Here is a 25,600-nt window from a genome sequence, read left to right as displayed (position 1 = left end):
CCGCGTGCGGAGGGCGGTCCTCCGACCCCGCTTCCGGCGCGGCCGGGAGGGCCGTCAGACGGCCGGGACGGCCGCCGGGATCCGGAACGCGGCCAGCAGCGGCAGGTGGTCGGTGGCGGCGGTCAGGTCCGCCGGATCGATGCCGGGCAGCCCGACGGGCACCCCGCAGCCGAGCACCTCGACGCCGTGCGTCGCGAAGATCGCGTCGATGCGCTGGTGGGGGTTGTCCGGCTCCGAGGTGTTCTCGCCGCCCCACGGCTTGGTCGCCCAGGCGTCCTGGAGCTCCGCCGACAGCCGGCCGAACGCGCGGCCGTCCGGGTGGTCGTTGAGGTCGCCGCCGGCCACGGCGTACGGCTCGCCCATCTCCGCGAGCCGGTCCAGGAGCAGCGCGGACTGCCCGTCGCGCTCCGCCGCGCTGAGGCTGAGGTGGCAGCTGAGGACGGAGAGCCGGGCGCCGCCGATCCGCACGACGGCGGTGGCGAAGCCCCGCTGGTGCAGGCCGGGCGTGCGCGGCAGCAGGACGTCCTCGGTGCGCTCGACGTGCGCGCGCAGCGAGGAGAGGATCATGGGTCCCGCGGCGGTGGCGCCGCCGGTGACGGTCACCAGGTCGCACGCGTGCGCGAGCCAGGCGGTGGGCTTGCGCCAGCGGAAGAAGCGCGGCGCCTCCTGCAGGAGGACGAGGTCGGGGGCGCACGCCCGGATGACCCGGGCGAGCGCCTCCCTGTCGTCCCGCATGGAGCGGATGTTGTAGCTGAGCACGCGGACCACCGCCGAGTCACCCGGCGCGGTGGACGAGGGCGGCAGGTCCGCGAGCACGGTGTCAGCCCTGCCGGGCCAGGTCGGCGGCGCCGACCAGTCCTGCCTTGCCGCCGAGCTGCGCGGCGAGCACCTGGGCGTGCGGGCGGTACTGCCCGCCCACCAGCCAGCGCCGGAAGGACTTGCGGATCGGGTCGAGCACCAGCTCGCCCTCGTCCGAGACCCCGCCGCCGACGATGAACGCCGACGGGTCGAAGAGCGAGGCCAGGTCGGCCAGGCCGGCGCCCGCCCAGCGGGCCAGCTCACGGAACGAGTCGATCGCTACCGCGTCACCGCCCCGCGCGGCCTCGCTGACGTGCTTGCCCTCGATGGTCTCGGGGGTGCCGTCGCCGAGGGAGAGCAGCAGTTCCGCGTTCTCCGGGGTCGCCGCCGCGCGCTGCTGCGCGTAGCGGACGAGAGCCCGCCCGGAGGCGTACTGCTCCCAGCAGCCCTGGCTGCCGCAGCCGCACAGCAGTCCGTCCGGGACCATCCGGACGTGTCCGAACTCGCCGGCCACACCGAACCGGCCGCGGTGCAGCTTGCCGCCGATGATGATGCCGCCGCCGAGGCCGGTGCCGAGGGTGATGCACACGACGTCGTCGTGACCCTGGCCCGCACCGAACTTGTATTCGCCCCACGCCGCCGCGTTCGCGTCGTTCTCGACGATGACGGGCAGGCCGACGCGCTGCTCGACCTTGTCCTTGAGCGCTTCGTGCCGCCAGTTGATGTTCGGCGCGAAGAGCACGGTGGCACGCTTGTCGTCCACGTATCCGGCCGCGCCGATGCCGACCGCTTCGACCTCGTGGTCGGTGCTGACGGTGCGCACCGCGTCCGCGATGGCGTCCACGACCGCCTCGGGGGTCGCCGGGGTCGGCACCTTGCACGTCTCAAGAATCGAGCCGTCCTCATCGACTACGCCGGCCGCGATCTTGGTGCCGCCGATGTCGACGCCGATGGTGAGTCCCATGTGTCCCTCAGTTTTCGGTCGATCCCCGCTTCCGCCAACCGTACCGGAGGGGAGGTCAGTCGAGGTCGATGTGCTCACTGGATGAACTCCCGGATGACGCGGGGGGCGTCTCGGGCGCGCGGCGTCCGGCCGCTGAATCCCCGGCGGACCCGGCCGTCCACCGGGTCTCGTGCCCCGCGACCGCCGAGCGGTAGGCCGCGAGCAGCTCCGTCCCGGCCGACGCCAGGTGCTCGAAGACCTCGGGATTGCGCTCGCGAATGGGCTCCACCACCGACTTGACCTGCGAGATCACGCTCTGCGCGGCGATCGTCACCGCCGGGTTGCGGAACTCGGCGAGCTTCTCGGTCACCGCCTCGGCGAGCCGGCGCAGCTCTTCGGTGGCGCTGCCGACACCCTGTCCGGCCTGTTCCCGCCGGCGGGCGTTCTCGGCGGCCGTGTCCTCGGCACTGGCCTTGGCCCACGCGTCGGCGTCGGGCCGGTCGGTGGTCTCGCTCATGACGGTCTCCCTCGCGGCGCTCCGGGGTTGTTCTACCGAAGGTACCCGAATGGACGCATGGCGTTCAGCGCGGCCAGAGACCGGGATCCGGCGCGAAGCGGACCTCGAGCGCCCCTTCGCGCAGCGCCGCGCCGTCGACGGTGCAGCGCCGCAGGGCGGAGGGCAGCGGCAGGATCCGCCGGAACCCGGCGGCGTCGACCACGAGTTCGTCACCCCGGCGGACCAGTCCCAGACCCTCACGGGTGGCGCCCGGCAGCGGCAGCCGCCAGCGGAAACGTCCCTCGTCACCGAGTCGGTCGGTCACGCTCCACGGGTCGGCCGCGCGCCCGTCCGCCGTGCCGGGCTCCGCCGGCGGGCCCGGCGGCACGGCGGCGAGAGCGACCAGGTCGTCGGCGCCGTGCGGTTCCCTTCCCAGGTGCGGCAGTTCGTGGACCGCCGTACCGGATCCGGTCAATTCGGCCCGCAGCGCGGCGAGTTCCTTGCGCTGGGCGCCGGACAGGTCGGCGAGCCAGGGGTCGGGCGAGTCCTCCGGCAGCAGCCGGTTGGCGACCACGGCCTCCAGCCGGTGCCCGAAGAGCGCCAGTCCGGTGCGGGCGGTCCTGACCGCGTCGGCCGCCGCCCGTCCGGGCTCGACGACCAGCCGCACGGTCGTGCCCGCGTCCTCGATCACGGTCTGCGCGGCGGCGAGGCCGCGGTCGGCGCGCTCGGCGGCGTCGTACGCCCACTGGGCGGGCATCGGCACGCCGGCGAGCTGGGCGAGCACCGGGCGCAGCGCCCTGGCCGCCTGGCGCTGCACGGGTACGAGCCGGCGCAGGTAGCGGCGCAGCTGCTCGGGCAGGGCGAGGGCGGCGAGCGCGGCCTGGGTGGCCGGCAGGTCGACGACGACCACGTCCCAGCCGGCGGACGGGTCGGCCGACTCGCGCAGCGCGCGCAGCAGGGCCAGCGCGTCCGCGCCGGGGAGTTCGGTGAGCTCCTCGGGGTCCAGCGGGTCGGCGCCCAGCAGGTCCAGCAGGGAGCCCAGCCGGGACTGGACCTCCCGGGCGTCGGCCCGGAAGGTCGCCTGGGTGTCGATCCGGTGGGCGAGCAGCCCGGGCACCGTGCTCCGGTCCCCGTCGGGCACGCCGACCGGCGACGCGCCGCGGTCCGTGGTCAGCAGCAGGGTGCGGGCGCCCTCGCGGGCCGCGCTCACCGCCGTGGCGGCGGCCACCGTGGTGCGACCCGCACCACCGGGGCCGGTGACCAGGACCGTGCGCACGGCCCTCAGCTCTTGTCGAGCGGGGTGCCGGACCCGCCGGCGGGCGGGCCGGACTCGACGCGCTTCTTCAGCCCGGCCAGCGCGCGGTCGATGATGACCTTCTCGGCCTTGCGCTTGATCATGCCGAGCATCGGGATCTTGACGTCGACCGTCAGCTGGTACGTGACCTCGGTGCGCGCGCCGCCGTCCAGCGGGGCGACGGCGTACGAGCCGTCCAGGGTGCGGAGCATCTGGGACTTGACCAGCGACCAGTGGACCTCGTTGTCACCGACCCAGCGGTAGGCGAGCGTGTGGTCGTCCTTGATCGCCCCGGCGTCCAGCAGCAGGCGCACCTGCTCGGCACGGCCCCGGTCGTCGGCGGAGAGGATCTCCGCCTCCTTCACCTCGCCGGTCCACTCCGGGTAGCGGGTGAAATCGGCGATGACGCCCATGACGTCCGCCGGTGCCGCCTCGATGGTGATGCTCGACTTGGTGTGTTCCGCCATCGCTGTGGCCCCTCCGGGACTTCGCGCCGTATGTCTGGGTCTGCTGGTGCAGGCTACCGCCTGCCGGTCGAACAGCCGTCACCACTCCAGGGCCCATGGCCTGCGGGTGGCGTTGAAGTGACCGACGTTGACGCATTCCGTCCTGCCGATCCGCATCCGCGGGACCAGCGGCTGGTGCACGTGGCCGAAGAGCGCGTACTTGGGGCGGGTGGTGCGGATCGCGTCGAGCAGCGCCTCGCTGCCGCGTTCGAAGCGGCGGGCGACGGTGTCGTAGCAGAGCTCGGGGACCGCGGGCGGGATGTGCGAGCAGAGCACGTCGACCGGCCCGAGGGCGGCGACCTTGGCCGCGTACTCGGCGTCGTCGATCTCGTAGGGGGTGCGCATCGCCGTGCGCAGGCCGCCGCCGACGAAGCCGAAGACCAGGCCGCCGATCTCGGCGGTGGTGCCGTCCAGGATCGTGGTGCCGTCGGCGGCGTACTCGGACCACAGCGCCGGAATGTCGACATTGCCGTACGTGGCGTACGTCGGTGCCGGAAAAGCGGCGAAGAGTTCGGCGTACTGCTTCCGCACGGCGGTCTCGATGGCGCCGCGCCGGTCGATGCCCTCCCACAGCTCGCGGTCGAGGGCCCGGGCCTCGTCGAAGCGCCTGGCAGTGCGCAGCGCGACCATGCGGGAGGCGTTCGCCGCGCCGAACAGATCCGGGAAGATCCCGCGCGAGTGGTCGGCGTAGTCCAGGAAGAGGACGAGGTCGCCGAGGCAGATCAGCGCGTCCGCGCCCTCCCCCGCTCTGGCCAGGGCCTCCGCCGCACCGTGCACATCGCTCACCACATGGACCCGCATGGCCGTCAGCCTATCGCCGGTTACCTGCGGGTTACCGGGCGCCTGGACTACTGTTCGCGGAGCGGTTCAGCCGCACTCCTGGGTATGTGATGCATAAAACATCTGTACTGCACCCCTATCGCGAAAGCTTTACCGGTGGGTAACGTCCAGGCCGTCCAACTATCCCTCCGGGTGCGCCGTCGCGCCGATGAGGAGCACCAGCCTTGCGTGAGTTCAGCCTTCCGGCCCTTTACGAGGTCCCAGCGGACGGCAACCTGACGGATCTGATCCGCCGCAACGCCGCTCAGCACCCAGCTGTTCCGGTGATCGCCCGCAAGGACGCGGGCGGCCAGTGGCAGGACGTCACCGCCACCGACTTCCTCGCCGAGGTCAGAGCCACCGCCAAGGGGCTGATCGCGTCCGGCGTGCGGCCCGGCGACCGGGTCGCCCTGATGTCGCCCACCCGCTACGAGTGGACCCTTTTCGACTTCGCGATCTGGAGCGCCGGCGCGGTCGCCGTGCCGGTCTACGAGACGTCCTCGGCCGAGCAGGTCGAGTGGATCCTCGGCGACTCCGGCGCGGTCGCCTGCGTCGTGGAGTCCGGCGCCCACGAGGCCGCCGTCGCCTCGGTGCACGCCCGGCTGCCCGAGCTCAAGCACGTCTGGCGGATCGACGCCGGCGCCGTGGAGCAGCTGGTCTCCGTCGGCAGCGACATCTCCGACAAGGTCGTGGACGAGCGCGGGGCCACCGCCGTCGCGGACTCCCCCGCCACGATCGTGTACACCTCCGGGACCACCGGGCGCCCCAAGGGCTGCGTGCTGAGCCACCGGGCGTTCTTCGCCGAGTGCGGCAACGTGGTGGAGCGCCTCGCCCCGCTGTTCAGGACCGGCGAGTCCTCGGTGCTGCTCTTCCTGCCGCTCGCGCACGTCTTCGGCCGGCTGGTCGAGGTGGCCAGCGTCATGGCGCCGATCAAGCTCGGGCACGTCAGCGACATCAAGCACCTCACCGACGAGCTGGCGGCCTTCCGGCCGACGATGATCCTGGGCGTGCCCCGGGTCTTCGAGAAGGTGTACAACTCGGCGCGGGCCAAGGCGCAGGCCGACGGCAAGGGCAAGATCTTCGACAAGGCCGCGGACACCGCGATCGCCTACAGCCGCGCGCTGGACTCCGCGGGCGGCCCGTCGGTCGGCCTGAAGTTCAAGCACAAGGTCTTCGACCGGCTGGTCTACAGCAAGCTGCGCGCCGTCCTCGGCGGCCGCGCCACGCACGCCATCTCCGGCGGCGCGCCGCTCGGCGAGCGGCTCGGGCACTTCTACCGGGGCATCGGCTTCACCGTCCTGGAGGGGTACGGCCTCACCGAGTCCTGTGCGGCCACCGCGTTCAACCCCTGGGACCGCACGAAGATCGGCACGGTCGGCCAGCCGCTGCCCGGCTCGACGGTGCGCATCGCCGACGACGGCGAGGTGCTGCTCCACGGCGAGCACCTGTTCTCCGGCTACTGGAACAACGAGGCGGCCACCGCCGACGCGGTCTCCGACGGCTGGTTCCACACCGGTGACCTGGGCACGGTCGACGAGGACGGCTACCTGTCCATCACCGGCCGCAAGAAGGAGATCATCGTCACGGCCGGCGGCAAGAACGTCGCCCCCGCGGTGATCGAGGACCGCATCCGCGCCGACGCGCTGATCGCCGAGTGCATGGTGGTCGGCGACGGCAGGCCGTTCATCGCCGCGCTCGTCACCCTGGACGAGGAGTTCCTGCCGCGCTGGGCGGAGCAGCACGGCAAGGCCGGCCGCAGCGTGGCCGAGCTGGCCGCGGACCCGGAGCTGCTGGCGGCCGTGCAGCACGCCGTGGACCAGGGCAACGCCGCCGTCTCCAAGGCCGAGTCGGTGCGCAAGTTCCAGATCCTGCCGAACCAGTTCACCGAGGAGTCCGGCCACGTGACGCCGTCGCTGAAGCTCAAGCGCAACATCGTCATGAAGGACTTCGCGGGCGAGATCGAGGCGCTCTACCAGCGCTGAGCACCCGCACGGCGCAAAGCGGCTCCCCGGACGGGACGTCCGGGGAGCCGCTCGCTGTCCGGCGCCGCTACAGCAGCGACTTCAGGCGCTCCGCCAGCAGGTCCCAGCGCCACGCCTCCTCGACCCAGCGCCGCCCCCGCTCGCCCATGCTCCGGCGCAGCTCCGGGTCGCCCAGCAGGACGATCACGCGGTCCGCCGCCTCGGCGGGCGAACCGCCGGGCACCACCCAGCCGGTCTCACCGTCCAGCACCGCGTCCGGGGCGCCGCCGGAGTCCCCCGCCACCACCGGCAGCCCGGTCGCCGAGGCCTCCAGGTAGACGATCCCCAGTCCCTCGACGTCGAGCCCGCCGCGGCGGGTCCTGCACGGCATGGCGAAGACGTCGCCCGCGCCGTAGTGGGCGGGCAGCTCCTCCCAGGGCACCGGTCCGGTGAAGCGCACGGAGTCGCCGACGCCGGTGCGCGCCGCCAGTTCGGCCAGCTCGTCGGCGTACGGCCCGCCGCCGACCACCAGCAGCACCGTGTCCGGCACGGCGGCCAGGATCCGCGGCATCGCCAGGATCAGGGTGTCCTGCCCCTTGCGCGGCACCAGCCGCGAGACGCACACCACCACGGGCCGGTCCGCGAGGCCGAGCGCGGACCGTACCGCGGCGCCCCCCGAGGCCGGGTGGAAGGTCTTCTCGTCGACGCCCGGCGGCAGGTGCACCATCCGCGCCGCCGCCTGCGGCGTGAGCGCCGCCGCGATCCTCGACCGCGTGTACTCGCCCAGATAGGTGATCGTGTCCGTGCCCTCGCCGATCCGGCGCAGCAGCTGCCGGCTCGCCGGGAGCTGCGCCCAGGCCGCCTCGTGGCCGTGCGTGGTGGCCACCAGCCGGCGGGCGCCCGCCCGGCGCAGCGCGGGGGCCATCAGCCCCAGGGGGGCCGCCGCGCCGAACCACACCGACGTGCAGCCGTGCTCGCGCAGCAGCCCGGCCGCCCGCCGGGTCACGCCGGGGGTGGGCAGCAGCATCGTCGTCCGGTCGCGGATCACCGGGAACGGCTGCTCGGCGTCGAAGTGCTCGACCTCGCCGCCGTCCGGCCCCTTCCACGTCGAGGCGTACACGACCACCTGTCCGGGGTCCAGCCGCAGCGCCATGCTGTGCACGAAGGCCTGGATGCCGCCGGGCCGGGGCGGGAAGTCATTGGTGACGATCAAGGTCTTGTCCATCGCCGCCGAGAGTAGCCGACCGGGGTCCGGCCGGCCCGGCTCCCCCCGGCGCGTGCCCGGTCAGGGGCGGACTTCCGGTTCCTTGACCGGCACGCTGTCGTCGCCCGGCACGTGCGCCCCGGGCACCGGGCGGCCGGGGTCGGTCCGGTGCAGCAGGACCGCGCCGTCCTTCGCCCACACCACCGTGTAGCCGTTGTCGAGCAGCAGCAGGATCCGGTCGCGCTGGTCGTCGGCGGTCGTGAAGGGGAACACCTTCTGCGCCGACTGGAGCAGCACGTACTCCGCCTCGCGCGGGGTGGCGTCCGCGATGACGACCCGGGTGCGCCCGGTCAGCCGGGGCGCGGCGTTGTTGTCGGCCTCGACGGTGGCGCCCGCGGGCACCAGCCGCGCGCCCTCCGCCAGCGCCCGCTCCGCGGGGCGGGGAGTCCAGGCGGACGGCAGCAGCAGCTGGCCCAGGCCGCACGCGAGGGAGGCCAGCAGCGAGCAGGCCGCCGCCCCCAGCGTCCACCGCCAGGGCCGGCGCCCGGCGTGCCGGTGGTGCAGCCGGGCCGCCGTCTCCACGGCGGCCACCACCAGGACCGGCCACAGGAAGGCGTCGTAGTGGTGGGTGGTCGCCCAGTGGCTGGGGTTGTCGGAGAAGAGCCGCTCGGCGAGCAGCGGGACCGCGCACCACGAGGTGGCGGACCCGAGCGGCAGCAGGAGCAGCGGCCCGAAGAGCCACAGCAGCAGGACGATCTTCTCCGGGCGGTCGACGGCCACCCCGGACGCCGTGACCGGGTCGGTCAGGAACCGTACCGCCGCGGACCCCATGTCCGGGCCGAGGGCGCTGTAGTTCCAGTAGTAGCCGGGCACCCCGCCCATCGCCGGGATCAGCACCCGGATCGCGAGCAGCGCCGCCACCGGCCCCAGCACGAACAGGGTGAGCCCGGTACGCACCGCGGGCCGGTCCCCCGCCCGCCGGCCGCGGCCGGCGAGGACGGCCCCGTACGCCGCCGCCAGCAGCCCCAGGTCCTCCTTCACGCAGGCCAGCAGGACGGCGCAGAGCAGCACCGCGCCGTAGCGCCGGGCCAGGCCGCGCTCCAGCATCAGCAGCGTCAGCGGGACGGCGAAGGCGACCTCGTGGAAGCCCACCCCCGACGCGCGCAGCAGCGGCCAGCCCAGCCCGTAGGCGAGGCAGCCGAGGTCGGCGGCCCGGCGGGCGGTGCGGGCCGGCGCCTGGGCGAAGCAGTGCCGCGCGATCCGCCGCACGACCGGCACGCCCGCCGCGAAGAGCGCCGCCTGGGCGCCGATGAGCATGCGGGGGTCGTCCCACACCCAGTAGAGCGGGGCGAGCAGGGCGAGGATCGGCGAGAAGTGGTCACCGAGCAGGGAGAAGCCGGGCGGGAACTCGTGGTGGTAGTTCTTGATCGGCGAGCGCGGCAGATGGAAGTGCGCGTACTCGCGGACCGCCTGGTCGAAGATCCCCAGGTCGAATCCGCCGATCCGGACGGTCGCCCACTGCTGCAGCCCCGCGGCCAGCGCCGCGGCGAAGCACAGCGCGGTCAGGGCGGTGACGCGTATTCGCTCCCGGCGCCGCGCGACCGGCGCGGCCACCGCGCTCTCGCGCGCGGACTGCGTTGCGACGACCTGTGCCACCGTTCGACGCCCTCCCTCGTGAACGAGCCTTCACCCTACTGGCCTACCCCGTCGCGTCGCGCGGCCTCCCGCCCGCTGCCCCCGCCGGCGTCCAGGAGCGCGCCGCGGCGATCCGCTCGGCCGTCGTCGGGTGCGTGCCGAACAGCACGTGCAGCGGGCGCGGCGGCCGCGGATCCGCGATGTTCGCCACCGCCAGCCGGCGCTGCATCGCCACGAAGCCCGCCGGGTCCCCCGTCAGCCGCAGCGCGTGCGCGTCCGCTCGGCGCTCGACGCGCCGGCTGAGCGCGCACTCGAACGGTCCGGCCACCGTGGACCCGACCGCGGCCACCGCCGCGAGCAGCATCATCGAGCGCGGGTCGGAGAAGCGGGCCACGTCCGCCGCGTCGAGCAGCGGCCGCCAGCCGGCCACGGCGGCCAGCACGCACACCCCGGCCGCCGCCCCCACCGCGCCCAGCACCGTCCCGCGCGCCACGTCGCGGTGCTTCACGTGGCCCAGCTCGTGCGCCACGACCTGCTCGACCTCGCTGGGGTCCGCGGTCGTCAGGAGGGTGTCGTAGGCGACGATCCGCCGGGTCCTGCCGAACCCGGAGACGTACGCGTTGAGCGCGGTGGTGCGCCGGGAGGCGTCGGCGACGAGGACGTCGCGGACGGCGATCTCGTCGCGCGCCGCGAGGCCCAGGAGCGCGTCGCGCAGGGCGCCCGGCTCCATCGGCGTGAAGCGGTTGAAGAGCGGTTCGAGGACGACCGGTGCCAGCCAGGACAGCACCACGGTGACGGCGGCCGCGCCGAGCGCCGCCCAGATCCACCACCGGGAGGTGGTCCCGGCGAGCGCGTAGACGGCGAACAGCGCGCCGAGCACGAGCGGTACGGAGACGAGCAGCCCGCGCAGCACGTCCACCGCCCAGCCGCCCCAGCCCTGGGTGACGAGGCCGAACCGGGCCCGCACGATCCGCACCCGGGCGGCGAACGGCAGCGTGACGAGTTGGCGCAGCAGCACCAGTGCGAGCCCCCCGCCGGCGACCTGGGCGGCCCAGGAGCCGCCGAACAGGCCGACGAGGCCGGCGCCCGCCGGGGTCAGCCCGAGGACGAGCAGCAGCAGGAGGGAGGCGAGCCGGCCGGCGAGGACCGGCGGCCACTGCCCGCGCCGCAGGGCGCGCCCCCGCTCCACCTCCTCGGGGGTGAAGTCCCCGGCGTCCCCGGCCCGTTCCCCGCTCTTCCCGCCCTGGGTCATGCCAACTCCCGCTGTACGTAGGCGCGCCAGCGCGCGGTGAGGTCGTCGAGGCCGGTCCCGAGGACCGTGCGCAGGTGCGTGTCGAGGGAGCCGCCGGTGCCGGCCGCCCGGTACAGCGCGGTGAGCCTCGCGTCGCCCCACTCGGCCGCGATCAGCCGGCAGGCCAGCCAGGATCCCTCGTACGCCTGGGCGAGACCGCCGGACGCCGGAGTGAAGTCGGCGGCGGACGGCAGGGCCCGCGGGGCCCTTCCCGCGGCCACGTCGCGGCTCAGTTCGGGCGCGGCCTGCCGGGCGGTGCGGCCGGTGCCGCCGTAGCCGACCCAGTCGGCGAAGCCCTCGGAGAGCCACAGCGGAGTGGCCGCGGTGGTGGCGGCGCGGGTCGCGACATGGGTCGTCTCGTGGGTGATCACGACCTGGCGGCCGAGCGCGGAAAGCTCCCCGAACGCCTCGGGGTTGACGACGACGCGGTCGGCCGGCGCGCCCGCCGTGCCGCCCAGCTCGCCGGTGGTGACGGCGGCGATGCCGGCGTAGGTGCCGGGGGCCGCGTGCAGCAGGGCGTCCGTCCGCGCCGCCGTGGACGGCACCTCGACGACGACGCGCCCGCTCCAGCCGTCCCCCCAGGCCCGGCGCACCGCCGGGACCGCGCGGTCGGCTGCGTCGGCGTAGCCCCGCAGCGCCCCCACTCCGTCCGTCCCGAGCACCAGGCTGTGCGTCCCGCGCACCACCCGCACCGGGCCCTGGTCCCACAGCTGCTCGGCGTCGTGCCGGTCCGCGGCCACGTACCAGCGCCCGGCGCGCCGGGCGAGCGTCAGATCGGCGTCCGAGCCGACGTCCGCGGCGTCGTACCCGGTCAGCCGGTAGCCCACCCGGACCTGGGCCAGCGCCCGGTCGCCGGCGCCGTCCCCGGCGGCGGCGACCCGCACCACCCGGTAGCTCCACGCGGCCAGCGGCACCTGCGCCAGGTTGCGGAACACCTGCCGCTGCCGCTCCCGGAAGCCCGGGTCGACGTCGGCGAGGAACGCCGTCTCGTCGTGCCGCAGCAGCGCCGCCGCGTGCCGGTCGAGCACGGACTGCACGGCGGGCGCGGTGGGCACGGCCCCGGCGGCGGCCGGACCGGGCCCCGGTCCCCCGCAGCCCGTGAGCAGCGCCGGCACGGCGAGCGCCGCCGCGCACCGAAGCGCTGCGCTGCGGGGTCGCGTGCGGGCCTGGGGCATGGACCCGATCGTACGGGCGCCCCCGGAGCGGCCGGGTCAGGGCCTGGTGACCGCCGAGATCGGCATCATGTTGACCGGGTCGTACCGCACCCGGGCGCCCGGGTACGGCGCGTGCACCACCCGGCCGCCGCCCACGTACATGCCCACGTGGCTCGCGTTGTCCCGGTAGATCACCAGGTCGCCGGGGCGGGCCTGGTCGAGCGGGACCCGCTGCCCGGCGTGCTTCTGCTCCTGCGAGGTCCGCGGCAGGGAGACCCCGGCCTTGCGGTAGGAGTACTGCATGAGGCCCGAACAGTCGAAGGCCCGGGGGCCGGTGCTGCCCCACACGTAGGGCGAGCCGATCGCCGCCCGCGCGGCGGCCACGGCCATCGCGGCGCGGGACGAGGAGGCCGGCAGGTCCGGGATGTCGGGCGCGGAGCGGTCGGAGCGCGAGGCCCGGTCGTCCAGACCGCGGGCGAATCCGGCCCGCTCGCCGGCCGGCAGCTCGTTGAGCAGCCGCTGCGCGGCGCCGAGTTTGCCCTGCACGCTGCGCTTGCGGTCCTTCATCGTGGCCCTGGCGCGCTCCAGGTCGGCGAGCTTGGCCGCCGCCATCGACCGCTTCTGCTCCAGCGAGCGCTGCGCCTCCTGGAGTTCGGACAGGCTGCTGGCCTGGTGGGTGCTGATGCGGTCGAGCGCCTCCGCCCGGTCGAGATAGCCGTCGGGGTCGGAGGAGAGCATCAGGGCCATCGTCGGGTCGATGCCGCCGCTGCGGTACTGGGCCCCGGCGATCGCGCCGAGCTCGTCCCGCATGCGGTTGACGCGCTCCTGGCCCCGGGCCGCCTGGTCCTGCAGCGAGCTGACCTCGCGCCGCAGCCGCCCGGCCTGCTCCTGCGCGGCGTTGTACTCCTCGGTGGCCTGCTCGGCCTGCTGGTAGAGCTGTCCCACCCGCGCCGTCGCGTCGGTCGCTGACCCCGCCGGGTCGGCGGCCGCCACCTGGGCCGCCGCGCCTCCGGACAGCGCCGCCGCGGCGGCCGCCGCGGAGAGCACGGTGACGCGGGAGGTGCGGGTGAAGCCGGGCTGCGGGAACCGCCGATGTGCTGCCACGGGCCAGACAGTAGCCAGACCGTCACGCGGAGTTCAAAATTCGCGCGGCCGGGCGGGCCGGGCCTCCGGACCGATGCCCAGGTCACTGCCGCTCGGGCGTCAGCGGTCACCCTCCGATATCACCCGAATGAACCACGGCTCCAGCCCCGCGGGCCCCCTCGGCGCCGAAAGAACGGATCCGGCCCCGGCAGGTGCCGGGACCGGATCCGTACGGTCGGACAGGAGCGGACCGGGTCAGATCCGCACGCCGAACTGGAAGGGCATGTTGCCGATCGCCTCGTAGCGCACGTACGCACCCGGCTTGGGAGCGTGCAGCACCATGCCGTTGCCGGCGTAGAAGCCGACGTGGTGGCGGTCGCCGAAGAAGATGACCAGGTCGCCGGGGGCCAGCTGGCTCATCGTCAGGTGCGGGCCGTAGTTGGCCTGGTCCTGGGACATCCGGGGCAGGTCGACGCCGGCCTTCGCGTAGGACCACATGGTCAGGCCGGAGCAGTCGAAGCTGCTGGGGCCGGTCGCGGACCAGCGGTACGGCATGCCGATCCGGGTCTTCGCGGCGGCGAGCGCGGCGGCGGCCCGCTGGGACGGGGCGGGTATGTCGCCCAGGTTGGGCCGCTCGTTGCTGCGGTTCGCCCGGCCCTCCTGGGCCGCGATGGCGGCACGCTGCTGGGCGCTCAGCGAGTTCAGCAGCTTCTGGGCCTCGGCCAGCTTGGCCTGGGCCGCGTCCTTCTGCTTGCCGAGTTCGGTGCGGGTGGCCTCCAGGGCGGCCATCTTGGTGGTGGCCTCGGCGCGCCGCTGGTCCAGGGTGCGCTTGACCTCCTGGATCTGCTTGAGCGACTCGGCCTGCTGGGAGCTCAACTGGTCCATCGTGGACGCCTTGGACAGGTACGTGTCCGGGTCCGTCGACAGCAGGAGCTGGAGCGTCGGGTCGATGCCGCCGTTGCGGTACTGGGCGCTCGCCATCGCGCCGAGGCCGTCGCGGAGGGTGTTGAGCGTGCCCTGCTCGCGCGCCACGCGGTCCTGGAGCTCGCCGACCTCCTTCTGGAGCTTGCCCTGCTGCTCCTTGGCGCCGTTGTACTTCTCGCCGGCCTGCTCCGCCTCGTCGTACAACTTGTCGACCTGGGACTTGACGTCCTTGATGTCGGGCTTGGCGGGGGCGGCGTTGGCGGCCTGGGACGTGAGGGCGACGGCTGCGGCAGCGGTGGCGGTGAGGATCGTCACCCGCGTGCGGCTTGTCGGCTTGGGACGACGGTGGGACGCCACGAAGGCGAGCTCCTTCTTCCTTCAGCCGCCTACCCGGATGGTCGGCGGTCCCCCCTGCGCCAGGTCGTTCGGCCGCTGGTCCCACCGTGTTGGCGGGGCGGCTTGATCAACGGCGCGGAGGTTCGAGCCCCGACCTTAGTGACCTTCCTGTGATCGGTTCAAATCCTTGTAGGTAAAACTTCGGTCGTTCCATGGTTTCTTTACGAAGATCGAACGTGCAGTAGTGGTCATCTGACGCTGAGTTGATCGCAAAGGTGTGCAGGCACCCGGGTCAGCCGCGCGCGAGCCGCTTGAGGAGCAGCGTCGAAGCGACGGGCCGCGCACCGGCCTTGGCGACGCCGTCGGCCACCTCGCGGTCCGCGGAGACCACCACGACGACCCGGCCCGGCGGTTCCGCCCGCACCAGGCGGCGGATCAGCTCGTCGGCGGTCTCCCCCGCCCTGCTGAACATCACCCGCACCCCGCGCGGCGGCGCCAGCAGCACCGGGGCGTCCAGGTCGGCCCCGTCGAAGACGCACGTCACCTCGGCGCCGCTCTGCGCGGCCAGCACCGCGAGGCCGCCGAGCAGCCGCAGCCGCTGCTTCTCCAACGGCAGGGAGGGGTACCCGGTCTTGGTGACGTTGTAGCCGTCGATCACCAGGTGCGCCTGCGGCAGGGCCAGCAACTGGTCGAGCAGGGCCGGGTCGTTCTCGGACAGGGCCCGCTGCGCGATGTCCTTGGGGCTGATCGTGCCGGGCGCGACCGCCTCCACGGTGTCGGCCGGCCGGACGCCCATCGTGTCGCGCGGCGGCAGCGCCAGCTCGCGGCGCAGCCCGGTGGCCGCGTCCAGCACGGTGTCCAGCAGCAGCCGCAGCCGCACGCCCTCGGCGCTGCGGCCCTCGCGCACGGACCGGCGGCCCGCCTCGACGGCGGCCTCGGCCTCGGTGACCCGGGTCCTGAGCCGGCGCGCCTCGTTCTCGGCGGCGGCCTTCTCCGCGGCGGCCGCGGCCCGGGCCTCCTCCAGCTCGGTCTCCACCTTGCGCAGCGCCGCCTCGGCGCGCTTCATGTCGCTGACCGCGCTGCGCAGCCTGCGCTGCGTCGTCTCGATCTCCTTGCGGGCCGCCTCCAGCTCGCCGCGGGCGCGGGCCGCCTCGTCCCGGGCCTGGAGCTGGAACTCGGCCAGCTCGTCCCGCAGCTGCTGCAGTTCGCGGGTGGTCTCGCCGTCGGCGCGTTCGGCCAGCGCGCGCTGCGCCTCCTCGCCGGCGGTGGCGACGATCTTGGCCCAGCCGGCCGGGCGCAACAGGTAGGCGGCCGCGGCCACGTCCAGCGGGTCCGCGGCCGGCGGCGGGGTGCCCGCCTCCAGCGCCTCCGCCAGCTCCGGCTGGGACTCGCGCAGCCGGGCGGCGATCTTCTGCCGGAAGGCGGGGTCGGTCTCCAGCGCGGTCGCCAGCGCGGTCGCCGCGAACTTGGCGCGCCGGGACGGGGTGAACCGGGCATAGGGCCGCAAGGGGGACGGCAGTTCGGCGAGCGTGAGGCCGCCGAAGGCATCAGCGGCTATCGTCACGACCCGGTGCCGCACGCCTTCGGGCAGTGGCCGGTCCAGGGCCGGCTCGGCCGTCTCGTCGACGCCGCTGCTCTCGGCCTGCGGGTGCCCGCCGGTCCCATCCACCAGTCACTCCTGTCCAGTGCTGTCGGCGCCTCCCCGGCCCCCTTCGATCCCTCTGGCCGCCGCCGTGCAAGTCCATTGTCGCCGTTCGGGGTCAACCCTGCGTCGAACCGGCTTCCGCCCCGGCGCCGGACCCGGTGCCCGGCTCCGCCGCGTCCGCGTCGGGCCGGTCGACCAACTCGACCTGGTCGGCCGCGTTGCACCAGCGGCAGCGCACCGACTCCACGGTCTCGCTGAGCACCTCGGTCTCCTCGACCTTCGGCTCGCCGGCGAGGTCCAGGTGGATGTACTCGACGACCTTGGTCGATCGCGTGACATCGAACCGGGTCAGGTTGCCGCACAGCGTGCAGCGCCACCGGGTCGTCGCGGTCGGCAGGGGAACCGGCATCGGGCGGACACCTCTTTCAGGACTTTCGGGTCGGCACGTGGCGTACGCGCGCGTTCCGGTTACCCTACGGCCTCCACGGCAGGCGGCGCTGCGGCGAGGCGCCCCCGGACCGATACGCCCGTTCCGTCATGATCGGTGCATGGTCATCCCGGTCTACGACGCGAACCCGGTCCGCCGCACCCCCGTGGTGACGTACGCCCTGATCGCCCTGTGCACCGTGGTGTTCCTGCTGGGCCCGATCTCGGGGTTCAACCCCTCTTACGGCAAGGGTGACCAGCTCCAGTGCGCCCAGGCGGTCTATTTCGCGCACTGGGGGGTCATCCCCGGCGAGCTGTTCCACGGCCGGCTGCCGCTGGACCGGCTGGGGCTCCCGGCCGGCTGCCCGGCCCCGCAGGCGTTCGCCAAGACGGCGGTCCTCTCGGTGCTCACCGCGATGTTCGTCCATGGAAGTTGGCTGCATCTGATCGGCAACATGCTGTTTCTCTACGTTTTCGGTGACAACGTGGAGAGCCGTATGGGCCGCTTCCGGTACCTGGTCTTCTTCGTGGCGGCCGGATACCTCGCCACGTACGGCTTCGCGCTCGCCAACACCGACTCCACCCAGAGCCTGGTGGGCGCCTCCGGCGCCATCTCCGGGGCGCTCGGCGCGTACCTCTACCTCTATCCCCGGGCGCGGGTGACGAGCCTCTTCCCGTTCCTGTTCTTCCTCCCGCTGCGCTTCCCCGCCTGGATGGTCCTCGGCTTCTGGTTCGCGCTGCAGTGGCTGGCCGCCCGGACCAGCCAGTCGGGCCCCGGGGTCGCCTACCTGGCCCACGTGGTGGGCTTCGTCTTCGGCTTCCTGGCCGCCTCGGTGTGCTTCGGGCGAAGCCCTAAGCTGGAGACCGCACCCCGGGCGACCCAAGGAGACCTACAGCCGTGATCACCGCGATCGTGCTCATCAAGACCAGCGTCGACCGGATCCCGGAGATCGCCGAGGCGATCGCCGCCCTGGACAGCGTCAGCGAGGTCTACTCGGTCACCGGGACGTACGACCTGGTCGCCATGGTCCGCGTCGCCCGGCACGACGACCTCGCGGACGTCATCCCCGGCCGGATCAGCAAGATCCCCGGCGTGGAGGCCACCGACACCCACGTCGCGTTCCGCACGTACTCCCAGCACGACCTGGAGGCGGCCTTCGCGATCGGCCTCGAAGGCTGACGCGGGCGGCCCGACGGGCGGGCCGCCGCGTGCCCGCCCGGCCGGCTCAGTCGCGGGCGGGCACGCAGCGGCCGTCCTCGGTGCGGTAGTTCCACCGGGCGCCGTCGCGGACGAGCTCGGTGACGGCGCCGAGGAAGCGCTCCACGTGCTCGTCGGGCGTACCCGCCCCGAAGCTCACCCGGATCGCGTTGAGCGACTTCTCGCCCGGCTCGGTCTCCGGGGAGCCGCACTCGCCCGGCTCGGAGGGCTCGCTGCCCAGCAGGGTGCGGACCAGCGGGTGGGCGCAGAACAGGCCGTCGCGCACCCCGATGCCGTACTCGGCGGAGAGCGCGGCGGCGAAGTGCGAGCTGTTCCAGCCGTCCACGACGAACGAGATGACGCCGACCCGGGGGGCGTCGTCACCGAACAGCGAGAGCACCCTGACCTGCGGCACCTCGGCCAGTCCGGCCCGGACCCGGGCGACCAGGCCCTGCTCCCGCTCGACGAGCGAGTCGAAGCCCGCCTCGGTCAGCGCCCGGCAGGCCGAGGCGATGGAGTACACGCCGATGACGTTCGGCGAGCCGGCCTCGTGCCGGGCGGCGCTGGAGTGCCACTCGACGTCCACCCCGCCGTCGGCCCGCCGGGCGACCTTGCGGCTCGCGCCGCCGCCCGCCAGGTACGGCTCGGCCTCCTGCAGCCAGTCCGCGCGGCCGGCCAGCACGCCGGAGCCGAACGGGGCGTAGAGCTTGTGGCCGGAGAACGCCACCCAGTCCACGTCCAGCTCGGCGATGTCCACCGGGTGGTGCGGGGCGAGCTGCGCGGCGTCCAGCACGATGCGGGCGCCGTGCGCGTGGGCGGCGTCGGCCAGCTCGCGGACCGGCCACAGCTCACCGGTGACGTTCGAGGCGCCGGTCACGCACACCAGGGCGGGGCCGTACGGATCGCGCTGGGCGAGCGCCGCCTCCAGCGAGGCGACGGCCGCCTCGGGGGTGCGCGGCGCGCTGAGGTACGTGACGCGCGCGTCCCGCCACGGCAGCAGCGAGGCGTGGTGCTCGGTCTCGAAGACGAAGACCTGGGTGCCGGCCGGGAGCACCGAGGCCAGCAGGTTCAGCGAGTCGGTCGTCGAGCGGGTGAAGACCACCTGGTCGCCCTCCCGGCAGCCCAGGAACTCGGCGACGGTCGCGCGGCTCTGCTCGAACAGGTCCGTGGAGAGCTGCGACAGGTACCCGGCCCCGCGGTGCACGCTGCCGTAGTAGGGCGCGTACGCGGCCACGTCGTCCCAGACCCGCTGCAGGGCGGGCGCGCTCGCCGCGTAGTCGAGCGCGGCGTAGGTGACCTCGCCACCGGTCACCAGCGGGACCCGGACGTCACGGCCCAGCACGTCGAGCGGGGCGGCGGTGGCCAGGGAAACGGGGTGCACGGACATGGCGAAGCTCCTCAGGGTCCAGGACCCCGGAAGCAGTCGCAAAGGGGCCCGCGCTTGCCGTGGGCACCTCGCCCACAGCCCGGTCATCACCTGGGGCACCCCGCCACGGACGGAGGGTTGCCGGACAGCAAGCCAGGGCTCGAACGCTGTCACTCGTGACCTGACGCCAAGTATGCCAGCAGTCCCGCCGACGGCAATCAGGGGTCCGCGATACGGACACCACCCGCTCCGCGCGGCCGGTCCTGCGGACAGCCGCCGGGGTCCGTGCGGCAGACGTCGGGCCGGCTCGGCGCGGCCCGAGGCCGGGCCTGTCGACGGAAGGCCCGGGGGCGGCGGGACGCCGGTACGGTGCGGCGGTCGCCCGCGCCGGCAGGCCCCGCCTGCCCGGCGGACAGGCGGGCAGGCGGGCCGCCGAACAGGCGTCGGAGGATCCGCCGGAAGGGCTACCCGTTGCTGGCCGCTACCCAGCGGTCCAGCGCGGCCCGGGCCGCGCCCGAGTCGATCGCCTCGGCGGCGCGCGTGATGCCTTCCGCGATCTGGGCCTCCAGCGGGGCGGCGGCCGGGTGGAGGGCCACCAGGGCCGCGGCGGCGTTGAGGAGGACCGCGTCGCGGACCGGGCCGCGCTCGCCGGCCAGCAGGCGGCGGGCCACGTCCGCGTTGTGCGCGGCGTCGGCGCCGCGCAGCGCCTCGACGGGGACCAGCGCGATCCCGACGTCGCGCGGGTCGAAGGCGACCTGGTCGACCTTGCCGTCCCGCACCACCCAGACCTGGGACGTCGCGGTGGTGGTCAGCTCGTCCAGCCCGTCGTCGCCGCGGAAGACGAGCGCGGAGGAGCCGCGCTCGGCCAGCACGCCGGCGATGATGCCCGCCGCCCGGGTGTCGGCGACGCCCGTCGCCTGGGAGGTGACCCGGGCCGGGTTGGTGAGCGGCCCCAGCAGGTTGAACGTCGTCGCGATGCCCAGCTCGCGCCGGGCCGCCGCCACGTGCCGCAGCGCCGGGTGGAACTTCACCGCGAAGCAGAACGTGATGCCCGCTTCCTCGGCGACCTCCACCACCCGCTTCGGCGTCAGGTCCAGATTGACCCCGAGCTTCTCCAGCACGTCCGAGGAGCCGCTCTGCGAGGACGCCGCCCGGTTGCCGTGCTTGACGACCTTCGCGCCGGTGCCCGCCACGACGATCGCCGACATGGTGGAGATGTTCACGGTCTTGGCGAGGTCCCCGCCGGTCCCGACGATGTCGACGGTGCGGCCCGGTACCTCGATGAGGTTCGCGTGCGCGTACATCGTCCTGACCAGGCCGGACACCTCTTCGATGGTCTCGCCCTTGGCGCGCAGCGCCACGGCGAATCCGGCGATCTGGGCGTCGGTGGCCTCACCGCTCATGATCCGGTCCATCGCCCACGCGGTGTCGTCGGCCGTCAGGTCATGGCCGCGCAGCAGCGGGTTGAGTACGCCGGGCCAGGAGTTGGTGGCCGAGCTGTCGCCGCCTGCCGGGGTCACAACGCTCATGCTCCACACTCCTGGTGGTCGGGTCGGTACTGCGGGCCCAGCCTATCGGGGGCCGGGCACGGCGAAGGGCCCCGTCCAGTTCATGGACGGGGCCCTTCGACGGTGCCGTCAGCCGGCGCCGGGGGTCAGCGGGCGATCAGTGGTGGCCGTGGCCACTGGTGATCTCCGCGTGCTCCTCGGCGGTCGGCTTGGGGATCTGGCTGGCCTCGCCGTAGAAGCCGTGCGACAGCTTGGTGCGCAGCTTCGTGATGGGGCCGATCTTGCGCTCCACGCCGTTCTCGTCGACCTCCGGGCCGGCTTCGAGCGGCTTCGGCTGGTCGTGCGCGGTGAGCGTGTGCAGCGCCTCCGGGGAGAGCTGCTCGTGCACCTCGATGAACTCGCCGTGCGGGAGCCGCTTGATGAGCCCGGTCTCGCGACCGTGCAGCACCTTGTCGCGGTCCCGGCGCTGCAGGCCGAGGCAGATCCGCTTGGTGGCGAGGAAGACGAGCACCGGCAGGACGAAGAAGCCGATGCGCACGACCCAGGTGATCTGGTTGAGCGACAGGTGGAAGTGCGTCGCCCACAGGTCGTTGCCGCCGCCGACGAGCAGGATGCCGTACCAGCTGAGCCAGGCGGCACCGAAGCCGGTGCGGACCGGGTGGTTGCGCGGCCGGTCGAGCAGGTGGTGCTCCCGCTTGTCCCCGGTGACCCAGGACTCGACGAACGGGTAGACCGCGATCGCGACCAGCACCAGCGGGAAGATCATCAGCGGGATGAACACACCCAGGTTGAGGGTGTGGCCCCAGGCGTTGATCTCCCAGCCCGGCATGACGCGGATCAGGCCCTCGGAGAAGCCCATGTACCAGTCGGGCTGGGCGCCGGTGGACACCTGGTCCGGCCGGTAGGGGCCCATCGCCCAGATCGGGTTGATCGAGGCGATCGAGGCGACCATCGCGATGACGCCGAAGACCAGGAAGAAGAAGCCGCCCGCCTTCGCCATGTACACCGGCAGCAGCGGCATGCCGACGACGTTCTTCTCCGTCTTGCCCGCACCCGGGAACTGGGTGTGCTTGTGGTAGAAGACCAGGATCAGGTGGGCCACCAGCAGGCCGGCCATGATGCCCGGCAGCAGCAGGATGTGCACCGAGTAGAAGCGCGGCACGAAGTCGGTGCCGGGGAACTCCCCGCCGAACATGAAGAACGACAGGTAGGTGCCCACGACCGGCATGGAGAGCACGGCGCCGTCCATGAACCGGACGCCGGTGCCCGACAGCAGGTCGTCCGGCAGCGAGTAGCCGGTGAACCCGGTGAACATGCCGAGGACCAGCAGCAGGAAGCCGAAGACCCAGTTGACCTCGCGGGGCTTGCGGAACGCGCCCGTGAAGAACACGCGCATCATGTGCACGAGCATCGCGGCCACGAAGATCAGCGCGGACCAGTGGTGGATCTGGCGGACCAGCAGGCCACCGCGGACCTCGAAGCTGATGTGCATCGTCGAGGCGAACGCGTCCGACATGCGCTGGCCCTGCAACGGGGCGTAGGGGCCCTCGTAGACGACCTCGCTCATGCTGGGGTGGAAGAACAGCGTCAGGTACACACCCGTGAGGATGAGGATGATGAAGCTGTAGAGGCAGATCTCACCGAGCATGAAGGACCAGTGGTCCGGGAAGATCTTGCGCATGTTGGCCTTGGCCAGGCCGTAGATGCCCAGGCGGCCATCGGCCCAGTCCGCGACCCGCTCGCCTGCCGGGGCTTTGCCGCGGCGCTGCGGGTTTTCAGCAGTGGTACTCATCCGCGCTCCCAGAAGCTCGGGCCGACGGGCTCGTCGAAGTCGCCGAGGGCGATGAGGTTGCCCTCCTCGTTCACGCTGATCCGCAGCTGCGGAAGGGCGTGGCCGGCGGGGCCGAAGATGACCCGGGCGCCGTCGGACAGGTCGAACGTCGACTGGTGGCACGGGCACAGGACGTGGTGCGTCTGCTGCTCGTACAGGCTGATCGGGCAGCCGACGTGCGTACAGATCTTGGAGAACGCGACGATGCCCTGGTGGGACCAGTCACGCTCCTGCTTGTCCTTGATGTCGTTCGGCTCGAGCCGGACGATCATCAGGGCGGCCTTGGCGATCTCGCGCTGGAACCGCTCCTGGTTCTCCTCCAGGCCCTCGGGCATGGCGAAGGTGAGCGAGCCGACGGGAACGTCCTCGGGCCGGAGCGGCTTGTTGGTGTTCTGGTTGATCAGCACCTTGCCCTTGGACCACAGGGTGTGCCGGAGCTTGGTGCCCGGCAGCGGTCCGAGGTCGCGGAGCAGCATGACGCCGGAGAGCGGCACCAGGGCCAGCGCGCCGAACATCGTGTTGCGGATCAGCTTCCGGCGGCCGAAGCCGCTCTCCTTCGCGCCCTGCGCGAAGTCGGCCAGCACCTGGGCCTTGACCTCGGGCTCGGCCGCGATCGGGTGACGCTCGGCGGCGTGCTCCTCGTCGGACATCAGCGTGCGGGCCCAGTGGACCGCGCCGGCGCCGATGCAGAAGAGCGCGAGCCCCAGAGTCAGGCCGAGCGAGAAGTTCAGCGCACTGACGTGGCCGAACGGGAAGACGTAGATGATCTTGTCGACGGGGAAGACCACGAAGCTGGCGATGAAGCCGATCGTGGACAGCATCGACAGGAGGAAGAGGAACGCGATGGCGCGTTCCGAGCTCTTCGCGGCACGCTCGTCGATGTCCTGACGGCGGTGCTCGTGGGGCGGGAGGCCGGGGTCGGCGAACGTGTGGTGCTCGCGGACGGCCGGCTCGCTGCCCCCGTGAGCGTGTGACGGCTCACTCGGCAGGTTCTCTTCTGACTCTGACATGTCCTGACTCATGACTTCTTGGCCTTCGTGGTCCGGGCCGCAACCCAGATGGCGACAGCGATCATGGCACCGAGACCGAAGATCCAGGCGAACAGACCCTCCGAGACCGGGCCGATGCCACCGAGCTCGAGGCCACCGGGGCTGGGGGTCTTCTCGCCGTTCACCGCGTCGAGGTACGCGATGATGTCAGCCTTCGCGTCCTCCGGCATCGTGGTGTCCGGGAAGGACGGCATGCTCTGCGGGCCGGTCTGCATGGCCTCGTAGATGTGCTTGGGATCCACGTCCTCAAGACTGGGCGCGTACTTGCCGTTGGTCAACGCACCGCCCTTGCCCGTGAAGTTGTGGCACTGCGCGCAGTTCGTACGGAACAGCTCCCCGCCCCTGGCGGCGTCCGCGCCGTCCGGGCTGTACTGGCTCTTCTCGGGGACCGAGGGGCCCGGGCCGAGCGAGGCGATGTACGCGGCGAGCGCGTCGATCTGTTCCTGCGTGTAGATGTTCTTCTTCTTCGGGATCTGCGATCCCGGCTGCTGGGCCGGCATGCGGCCGGTGCCGACCTGGAAGTCGACGGCGGCGGCGCCGACGCCCACCAGGCTCGGGCCGTCGTTCTTGCTTCCCTGGCCGGACGTCCCGTGGCAGCTGGAGCAGCCGACGGCGTACAGCTTCTTGCCCTCTTCGATCTTGAGGGACTGCGCTGTGTCGTCGGCCTGCGCCTTCTGCGCCGGGGCGAACGCAGCGTACAGCCCCCCGGTGGCCGCGAGCGCGAGAAGAAGAACGACAAGCGCCGCCAGCGGGTGGCGCCGTCGTGCGGAGAGCTTTTTCACGGATTACCCCGGTCAGGATCTCTTGTGTCGATGCTTCTGGCTGTGTCTGTCTGAGCGTCGTTCCGGCTCGGCGCCGGTCCGCCGGTTACTTGATCAGGTAGATCGTGGCGAAGAGGCCGATCCAGACGACATCGACGAAGTGCCAGTAGTAGGACACGACGATGGCCGCCGTGGCCTGCTCGTGGGTGAACCTCTTGGCCGCGTACGTTCTGCCGAGAACCAGCAGGAACGCGATCAGACCACCTGTCACGTGCATCCCGTGGAAGCCGGTCGTGAGGTAGAACACCGATCCGTACGGGTCGGACGACAGCGAGAGGCCGTCGTTCTTGACCAGTTCGGTGTACTCGAAGATCTGGCCACCGATGAAGATCGCGCCCATCACGAACGTGATCGCGAACCACGCGCGGAGCTTCTTCACGTCGCCCCGCTCGGCGGCGAACACGCCGAGCTGGCAGGTGAGGGAGGAGAGCACGAGGATCGTCGTGTTCGTCGCCGAGAACGGAACGTTCAGCGCCGACGCGTGTTCCTTCCAGAACTCGGCACCCGTCACCGAGCGAAGGGTGAAGTACATCGCGAAGAGGGCCGCGAAGAACATCAGCTCGGAACTCAGCCAGATGATGGTTCCGACGCTGGTGAGGTTCGGCCGGTTGACCGACGGGTGCGCGTGCCCGGTATCTACTGCTGTTGCTGTCGCCACGTCCGACATTATGTCGGTCCCTTATCTCGCGCTCACTACGGGGGGTGCCATTCGGTGTGTCAAGGCCTGTAGGAGACCCGCGTGGCCTACCGGAACCTTCCCTCGAAGGAGGGATGACGGAGCATCGGACGGATCTTGTACTCGGCCGAAGGCTCCTCGTGGGGCCCTTGACGGGAGTAGCATCCGAGCCACTTGACGACGGACTCGACGACGATTCCTCGACGATCAGGAGGCACGATGCGGGCGACTGCCACGGTGCTGGTCTACAGCGACGACGCGAACACCCGGGAGCAGGTCCGGCTCGCCGTCGGGCGCAGGCCGGCGCCTGACCTGCCGCCGGTCGAATTCCTGGAGTGCGCGACACTGCCGGCCGTCCTCACGGAGCTGGAGCGGGGCGGGGTGGACGCCTGCGTCTTCGACGGCGAGGCCGCCCCCGCCGGGGGCATGGGCGTGTGCAGGCAGGTCAAGGACGAGGTCTTCCAGGCCCCGCCGGTCCTGGTGCTGATCGGGCGCCCGCAGGACGCCTGGCTGGCCACCTGGAGCCGCGCGGAGGCCGCGGTGACCCACCCCGTCGACCCGGTGGCGGCGCCCAGGACGGTGCCCGCGCTCCGGCGGGCGGGGCCCGGCGGAAGCGGGGCGCGGCCGGGGGCCGGG

General features: G+C 72.9%; 23 protein-coding genes, 1 pseudogene and 1 riboswitch. Of the genes and pseudogenes, 4 read left to right on the top strand and 20 right to left on the bottom strand.

Features of this window, described 5'->3' with window-relative positions:
- Positions 1 to 54 precede the first annotated feature (54 nt).
- From ABZ721_RS36985 to ABZ721_RS36960, 6 genes are all read right to left on the bottom strand, one after another.
- Positions 55 to 816, bottom strand: coding sequence for an endonuclease/exonuclease/phosphatase family protein (locus ABZ721_RS36985; protein WP_358793193.1), 762 nt, complete (start codon positions 814 to 816; stop codon positions 55 to 57).
- A 4-nt stretch (positions 817 to 820) separates the two neighbouring features.
- Positions 821 to 1,762 (bottom strand): ROK family glucokinase, encoded by a 942-nt coding sequence (locus tag ABZ721_RS36980; RefSeq protein ID WP_358793192.1) that lies wholly within the window; start codon positions 1,760 to 1,762, stop codon positions 821 to 823.
- Between the two features lie 55 nt (positions 1,763 to 1,817).
- Complete coding sequence (locus ABZ721_RS36975) at positions 1,818 to 2,258, bottom strand: DUF5304 family protein (protein ID WP_358793191.1); 441 nt, start codon at positions 2,256 to 2,258, stop codon at positions 1,818 to 1,820.
- Positions 2,259 to 2,322: 64 nt separating this feature from the next.
- Positions 2,323 to 3,513 (bottom strand): ArsA-related P-loop ATPase, encoded by a 1,191-nt coding sequence (locus ABZ721_RS36970; protein ID WP_358793190.1) that lies wholly within the window; start codon positions 3,511 to 3,513, stop codon positions 2,323 to 2,325.
- Between the two features lie 5 nt (positions 3,514 to 3,518).
- Complete coding sequence (locus ABZ721_RS36965; protein ID WP_358793189.1) at positions 3,519 to 3,998, bottom strand: SRPBCC family protein; 480 nt, start codon at positions 3,996 to 3,998, stop codon at positions 3,519 to 3,521.
- Positions 3,999 to 4,076: 78 nt separating this feature from the next.
- Complete coding sequence (locus ABZ721_RS36960) at positions 4,077 to 4,838, bottom strand: metallophosphoesterase (RefSeq protein ID WP_358793188.1); 762 nt, start codon at positions 4,836 to 4,838, stop codon at positions 4,077 to 4,079.
- A 203-nt stretch (positions 4,839 to 5,041) separates the two neighbouring features.
- Between ABZ721_RS36960 and ABZ721_RS36955 the strand changes: the two genes are divergently transcribed.
- On the top strand, positions 5,042 to 6,838 hold the full coding sequence (locus tag ABZ721_RS36955; RefSeq protein ID WP_358793187.1) for an AMP-dependent synthetase/ligase: 1,797 nt from the start codon (positions 5,042 to 5,044) through the stop codon (positions 6,836 to 6,838).
- 67 nt (positions 6,839 to 6,905) lie between these two features.
- On the opposite strand, the gene ABZ721_RS36950 is transcribed toward ABZ721_RS36955, so the two are convergent.
- The 8 genes from ABZ721_RS36950 to ABZ721_RS36915 all read right to left on the bottom strand — a co-directional run bounded on the left by ABZ721_RS36950 (position 6,906) and on the right by ABZ721_RS36915 (position 16,498).
- Entirely contained in the window at positions 6,906 to 8,042 is a 1,137-nt protein-coding gene (locus ABZ721_RS36950) for a glycosyltransferase family 4 protein (protein WP_358793186.1), read from the bottom strand.
- Between the two features lie 60 nt (positions 8,043 to 8,102).
- Complete coding sequence (locus ABZ721_RS36945; RefSeq protein WP_358793185.1) at positions 8,103 to 9,677, bottom strand: DUF2079 domain-containing protein; 1,575 nt, start codon at positions 9,675 to 9,677, stop codon at positions 8,103 to 8,105.
- 43 nt (positions 9,678 to 9,720) lie between these two features.
- Positions 9,721 to 10,908: a M48 family metallopeptidase gene (locus tag ABZ721_RS36940; protein ID WP_358793184.1), complete on the bottom strand. Its 1,188-nt coding sequence runs from the start codon at positions 10,906 to 10,908 to the stop codon at positions 9,721 to 9,723.
- Positions 10,905 to 12,122 carry a hypothetical protein gene (locus ABZ721_RS36935; RefSeq protein ID WP_358793183.1) on the bottom strand — a complete coding sequence of 406 codons (1,218 nt, stop codon included), beginning with the start codon at positions 12,120 to 12,122 and terminating at the stop codon, positions 10,905 to 10,907. The genes ABZ721_RS36940 and ABZ721_RS36935 overlap by 4 nt, the downstream gene beginning before the upstream one ends.
- 36 nt (positions 12,123 to 12,158) lie before the next feature.
- Positions 12,159 to 13,205 (bottom strand): NlpC/P60 family protein, encoded by a 1,047-nt coding sequence (locus ABZ721_RS36930; protein WP_358793182.1) that lies wholly within the window; start codon positions 13,203 to 13,205, stop codon positions 12,159 to 12,161.
- A gap of 234 nt (positions 13,206 to 13,439) precedes the next feature.
- Positions 13,440 to 14,465, bottom strand: a complete 1,026-nt coding sequence (locus ABZ721_RS36925) for an NlpC/P60 family protein (protein ID WP_358793181.1) — start codon at positions 14,463 to 14,465, stop codon at positions 13,440 to 13,442.
- A gap of 271 nt (positions 14,466 to 14,736) precedes the next feature.
- Entirely contained in the window at positions 14,737 to 16,113 is a 1,377-nt protein-coding gene (locus ABZ721_RS36920) for an NYN domain-containing protein (RefSeq protein WP_358793180.1), read from the bottom strand.
- Positions 16,114 to 16,204: 91 nt separating this feature from the next.
- Positions 16,205 to 16,498 (bottom strand): hypothetical protein, encoded by a 294-nt coding sequence (locus ABZ721_RS36915; protein WP_358793179.1) that lies wholly within the window; start codon positions 16,496 to 16,498, stop codon positions 16,205 to 16,207.
- 139 nt (positions 16,499 to 16,637) lie between these two features.
- Here ABZ721_RS36915 and ABZ721_RS36910 point away from each other — a divergent pair, with 139 nt between their 5' ends.
- Both ABZ721_RS36910 and ABZ721_RS36905 read left to right on the top strand, forming a co-directional pair.
- Complete coding sequence (locus ABZ721_RS36910; RefSeq protein WP_358793178.1) at positions 16,638 to 17,417, top strand: rhomboid family intramembrane serine protease; 780 nt, start codon at positions 16,638 to 16,640, stop codon at positions 17,415 to 17,417.
- Entirely contained in the window at positions 17,414 to 17,695 is a 282-nt protein-coding gene (locus ABZ721_RS36905) for an Lrp/AsnC ligand binding domain-containing protein (protein ID WP_358793177.1), read from the top strand. Before ABZ721_RS36910 ends, ABZ721_RS36905 begins: the two co-directional genes overlap by 4 nt.
- Positions 17,696 to 17,741: 46 nt before the next feature.
- Here ABZ721_RS36905 and ABZ721_RS36900 read toward each other — a convergent pair whose 3' ends face one another.
- The 6 genes from ABZ721_RS36900 to ABZ721_RS36875 all read right to left on the bottom strand — a co-directional run bounded on the left by ABZ721_RS36900 (position 17,742) and on the right by ABZ721_RS36875 (position 24,955).
- Positions 17,742 to 19,100, bottom strand: a complete 1,359-nt coding sequence (locus tag ABZ721_RS36900) for an aminotransferase class V-fold PLP-dependent enzyme (protein ID WP_358793176.1) — start codon at positions 19,098 to 19,100, stop codon at positions 17,742 to 17,744.
- A gap of 45 nt (positions 19,101 to 19,145) precedes the next feature.
- Positions 19,146 to 19,261, bottom strand: a riboswitch (SAM riboswitch).
- Between the two features lie 282 nt (positions 19,262 to 19,543).
- Positions 19,544 to 20,608, bottom strand: a complete 1,065-nt coding sequence (trpD, locus tag ABZ721_RS36895) for an anthranilate phosphoribosyltransferase (RefSeq protein WP_358793175.1) — start codon at positions 20,606 to 20,608, stop codon at positions 19,544 to 19,546.
- Between the two features lie 136 nt (positions 20,609 to 20,744).
- Positions 20,745 to 22,379 carry a cytochrome bc complex cytochrome b subunit gene (locus ABZ721_RS36890; protein ID WP_358793174.1) on the bottom strand — a complete coding sequence of 545 codons (1,635 nt, stop codon included), beginning with the start codon at positions 22,377 to 22,379 and terminating at the stop codon, positions 20,745 to 20,747.
- On the bottom strand, positions 22,376 to 23,428 hold the full coding sequence (locus ABZ721_RS36885) for a Rieske 2Fe-2S domain-containing protein (protein ID WP_358793173.1): 1,053 nt from the start codon (positions 23,426 to 23,428) through the stop codon (positions 22,376 to 22,378). The genes ABZ721_RS36890 and ABZ721_RS36885 overlap by 4 nt, the downstream gene beginning before the upstream one ends.
- Before the next feature lie 8 nt (positions 23,429 to 23,436).
- Positions 23,437 to 24,249, bottom strand: coding sequence for a c-type cytochrome (locus tag ABZ721_RS36880; RefSeq protein WP_358793172.1), 813 nt, complete (start codon positions 24,247 to 24,249; stop codon positions 23,437 to 23,439).
- Between the two features lie 85 nt (positions 24,250 to 24,334).
- Complete coding sequence (locus tag ABZ721_RS36875) at positions 24,335 to 24,955, bottom strand: heme-copper oxidase subunit III (protein ID WP_277437812.1); 621 nt, start codon at positions 24,953 to 24,955, stop codon at positions 24,335 to 24,337.
- A 228-nt stretch (positions 24,956 to 25,183) separates the two neighbouring features.
- Here ABZ721_RS36875 and ABZ721_RS36870 point away from each other — a divergent pair.
- A pseudogene (locus tag ABZ721_RS36870) lies at positions 25,184 to 25,528 on the top strand (hypothetical protein); the annotation flags it as partial.
- Positions 25,529 to 25,600: the final 72 nt, after the last annotated feature.

This window comes from Streptomyces sp. NPDC006733 (genome assembly GCF_040636125.1).
Classification (GTDB): domain Bacteria; phylum Actinomycetota; class Actinomycetes; order Streptomycetales; family Streptomycetaceae; genus Actinacidiphila.
Note: the sequence above shows the minus strand (reverse complement) of the source record. Positions and strands in the feature narration are given on the sequence as shown.

Bases quoted from the DNA above. Each gene is read 5' to 3' on its own strand.
- ABZ721_RS36915 (WP_358793179.1), bottom strand. From the start codon at position 16,498: ATGCCGGTTCCCCTGCCGACCGCGACGACCCGGTGGCGCTGCACGCTG.
- ABZ721_RS36940 (WP_358793184.1), bottom strand. From the start codon at position 10,908: ATGACCCAGGGCGGGAAGAGCGGGGAACGGGCCGGGGACGCCGGGGAC.
- ABZ721_RS36900 (WP_358793176.1), bottom strand. From the start codon at position 19,100: ATGTCCGTGCACCCCGTTTCCCTGGCCACCGCCGCCCCGCTCGACGTG.
- ABZ721_RS36885 (WP_358793173.1), bottom strand. From the start codon at position 23,428: ATGTCAGAGTCAGAAGAGAACCTGCCGAGTGAGCCGTCACACGCTCAC.
- ABZ721_RS36960 (WP_358793188.1), bottom strand. From the start codon at position 4,838: ATGCGGGTCCATGTGGTGAGCGATGTGCACGGTGCGGCGGAGGCCCTG.
- ABZ721_RS36950 (WP_358793186.1), bottom strand. From the start codon at position 8,042: ATGGACAAGACCTTGATCGTCACCAATGACTTCCCGCCCCGGCCCGGC.
- trpD (WP_358793175.1), bottom strand. From the start codon at position 20,608: ATGAGCGTTGTGACCCCGGCAGGCGGCGACAGCTCGGCCACCAACTCC.
- ABZ721_RS36965 (WP_358793189.1), bottom strand. From the start codon at position 3,998: ATGGCGGAACACACCAAGTCGAGCATCACCATCGAGGCGGCACCGGCG.
- ABZ721_RS36975 (WP_358793191.1), bottom strand. From the start codon at position 2,258: ATGAGCGAGACCACCGACCGGCCCGACGCCGACGCGTGGGCCAAGGCC.
- ABZ721_RS36910 (WP_358793178.1), top strand. From the start codon at position 16,638: ATGGTCATCCCGGTCTACGACGCGAACCCGGTCCGCCGCACCCCCGTG.
- ABZ721_RS36980 (WP_358793192.1), bottom strand. From the start codon at position 1,762: ATGGGACTCACCATCGGCGTCGACATCGGCGGCACCAAGATCGCGGCC.
- ABZ721_RS36935 (WP_358793183.1), bottom strand. From the start codon at position 12,122: ATGCCCCAGGCCCGCACGCGACCCCGCAGCGCAGCGCTTCGGTGCGCG.
- ABZ721_RS36875 (WP_277437812.1), bottom strand. From the start codon at position 24,955: ATGTCGGACGTGGCGACAGCAACAGCAGTAGATACCGGGCACGCGCAC.
- ABZ721_RS36890 (WP_358793174.1), bottom strand. From the start codon at position 22,379: ATGAGTACCACTGCTGAAAACCCGCAGCGCCGCGGCAAAGCCCCGGCA.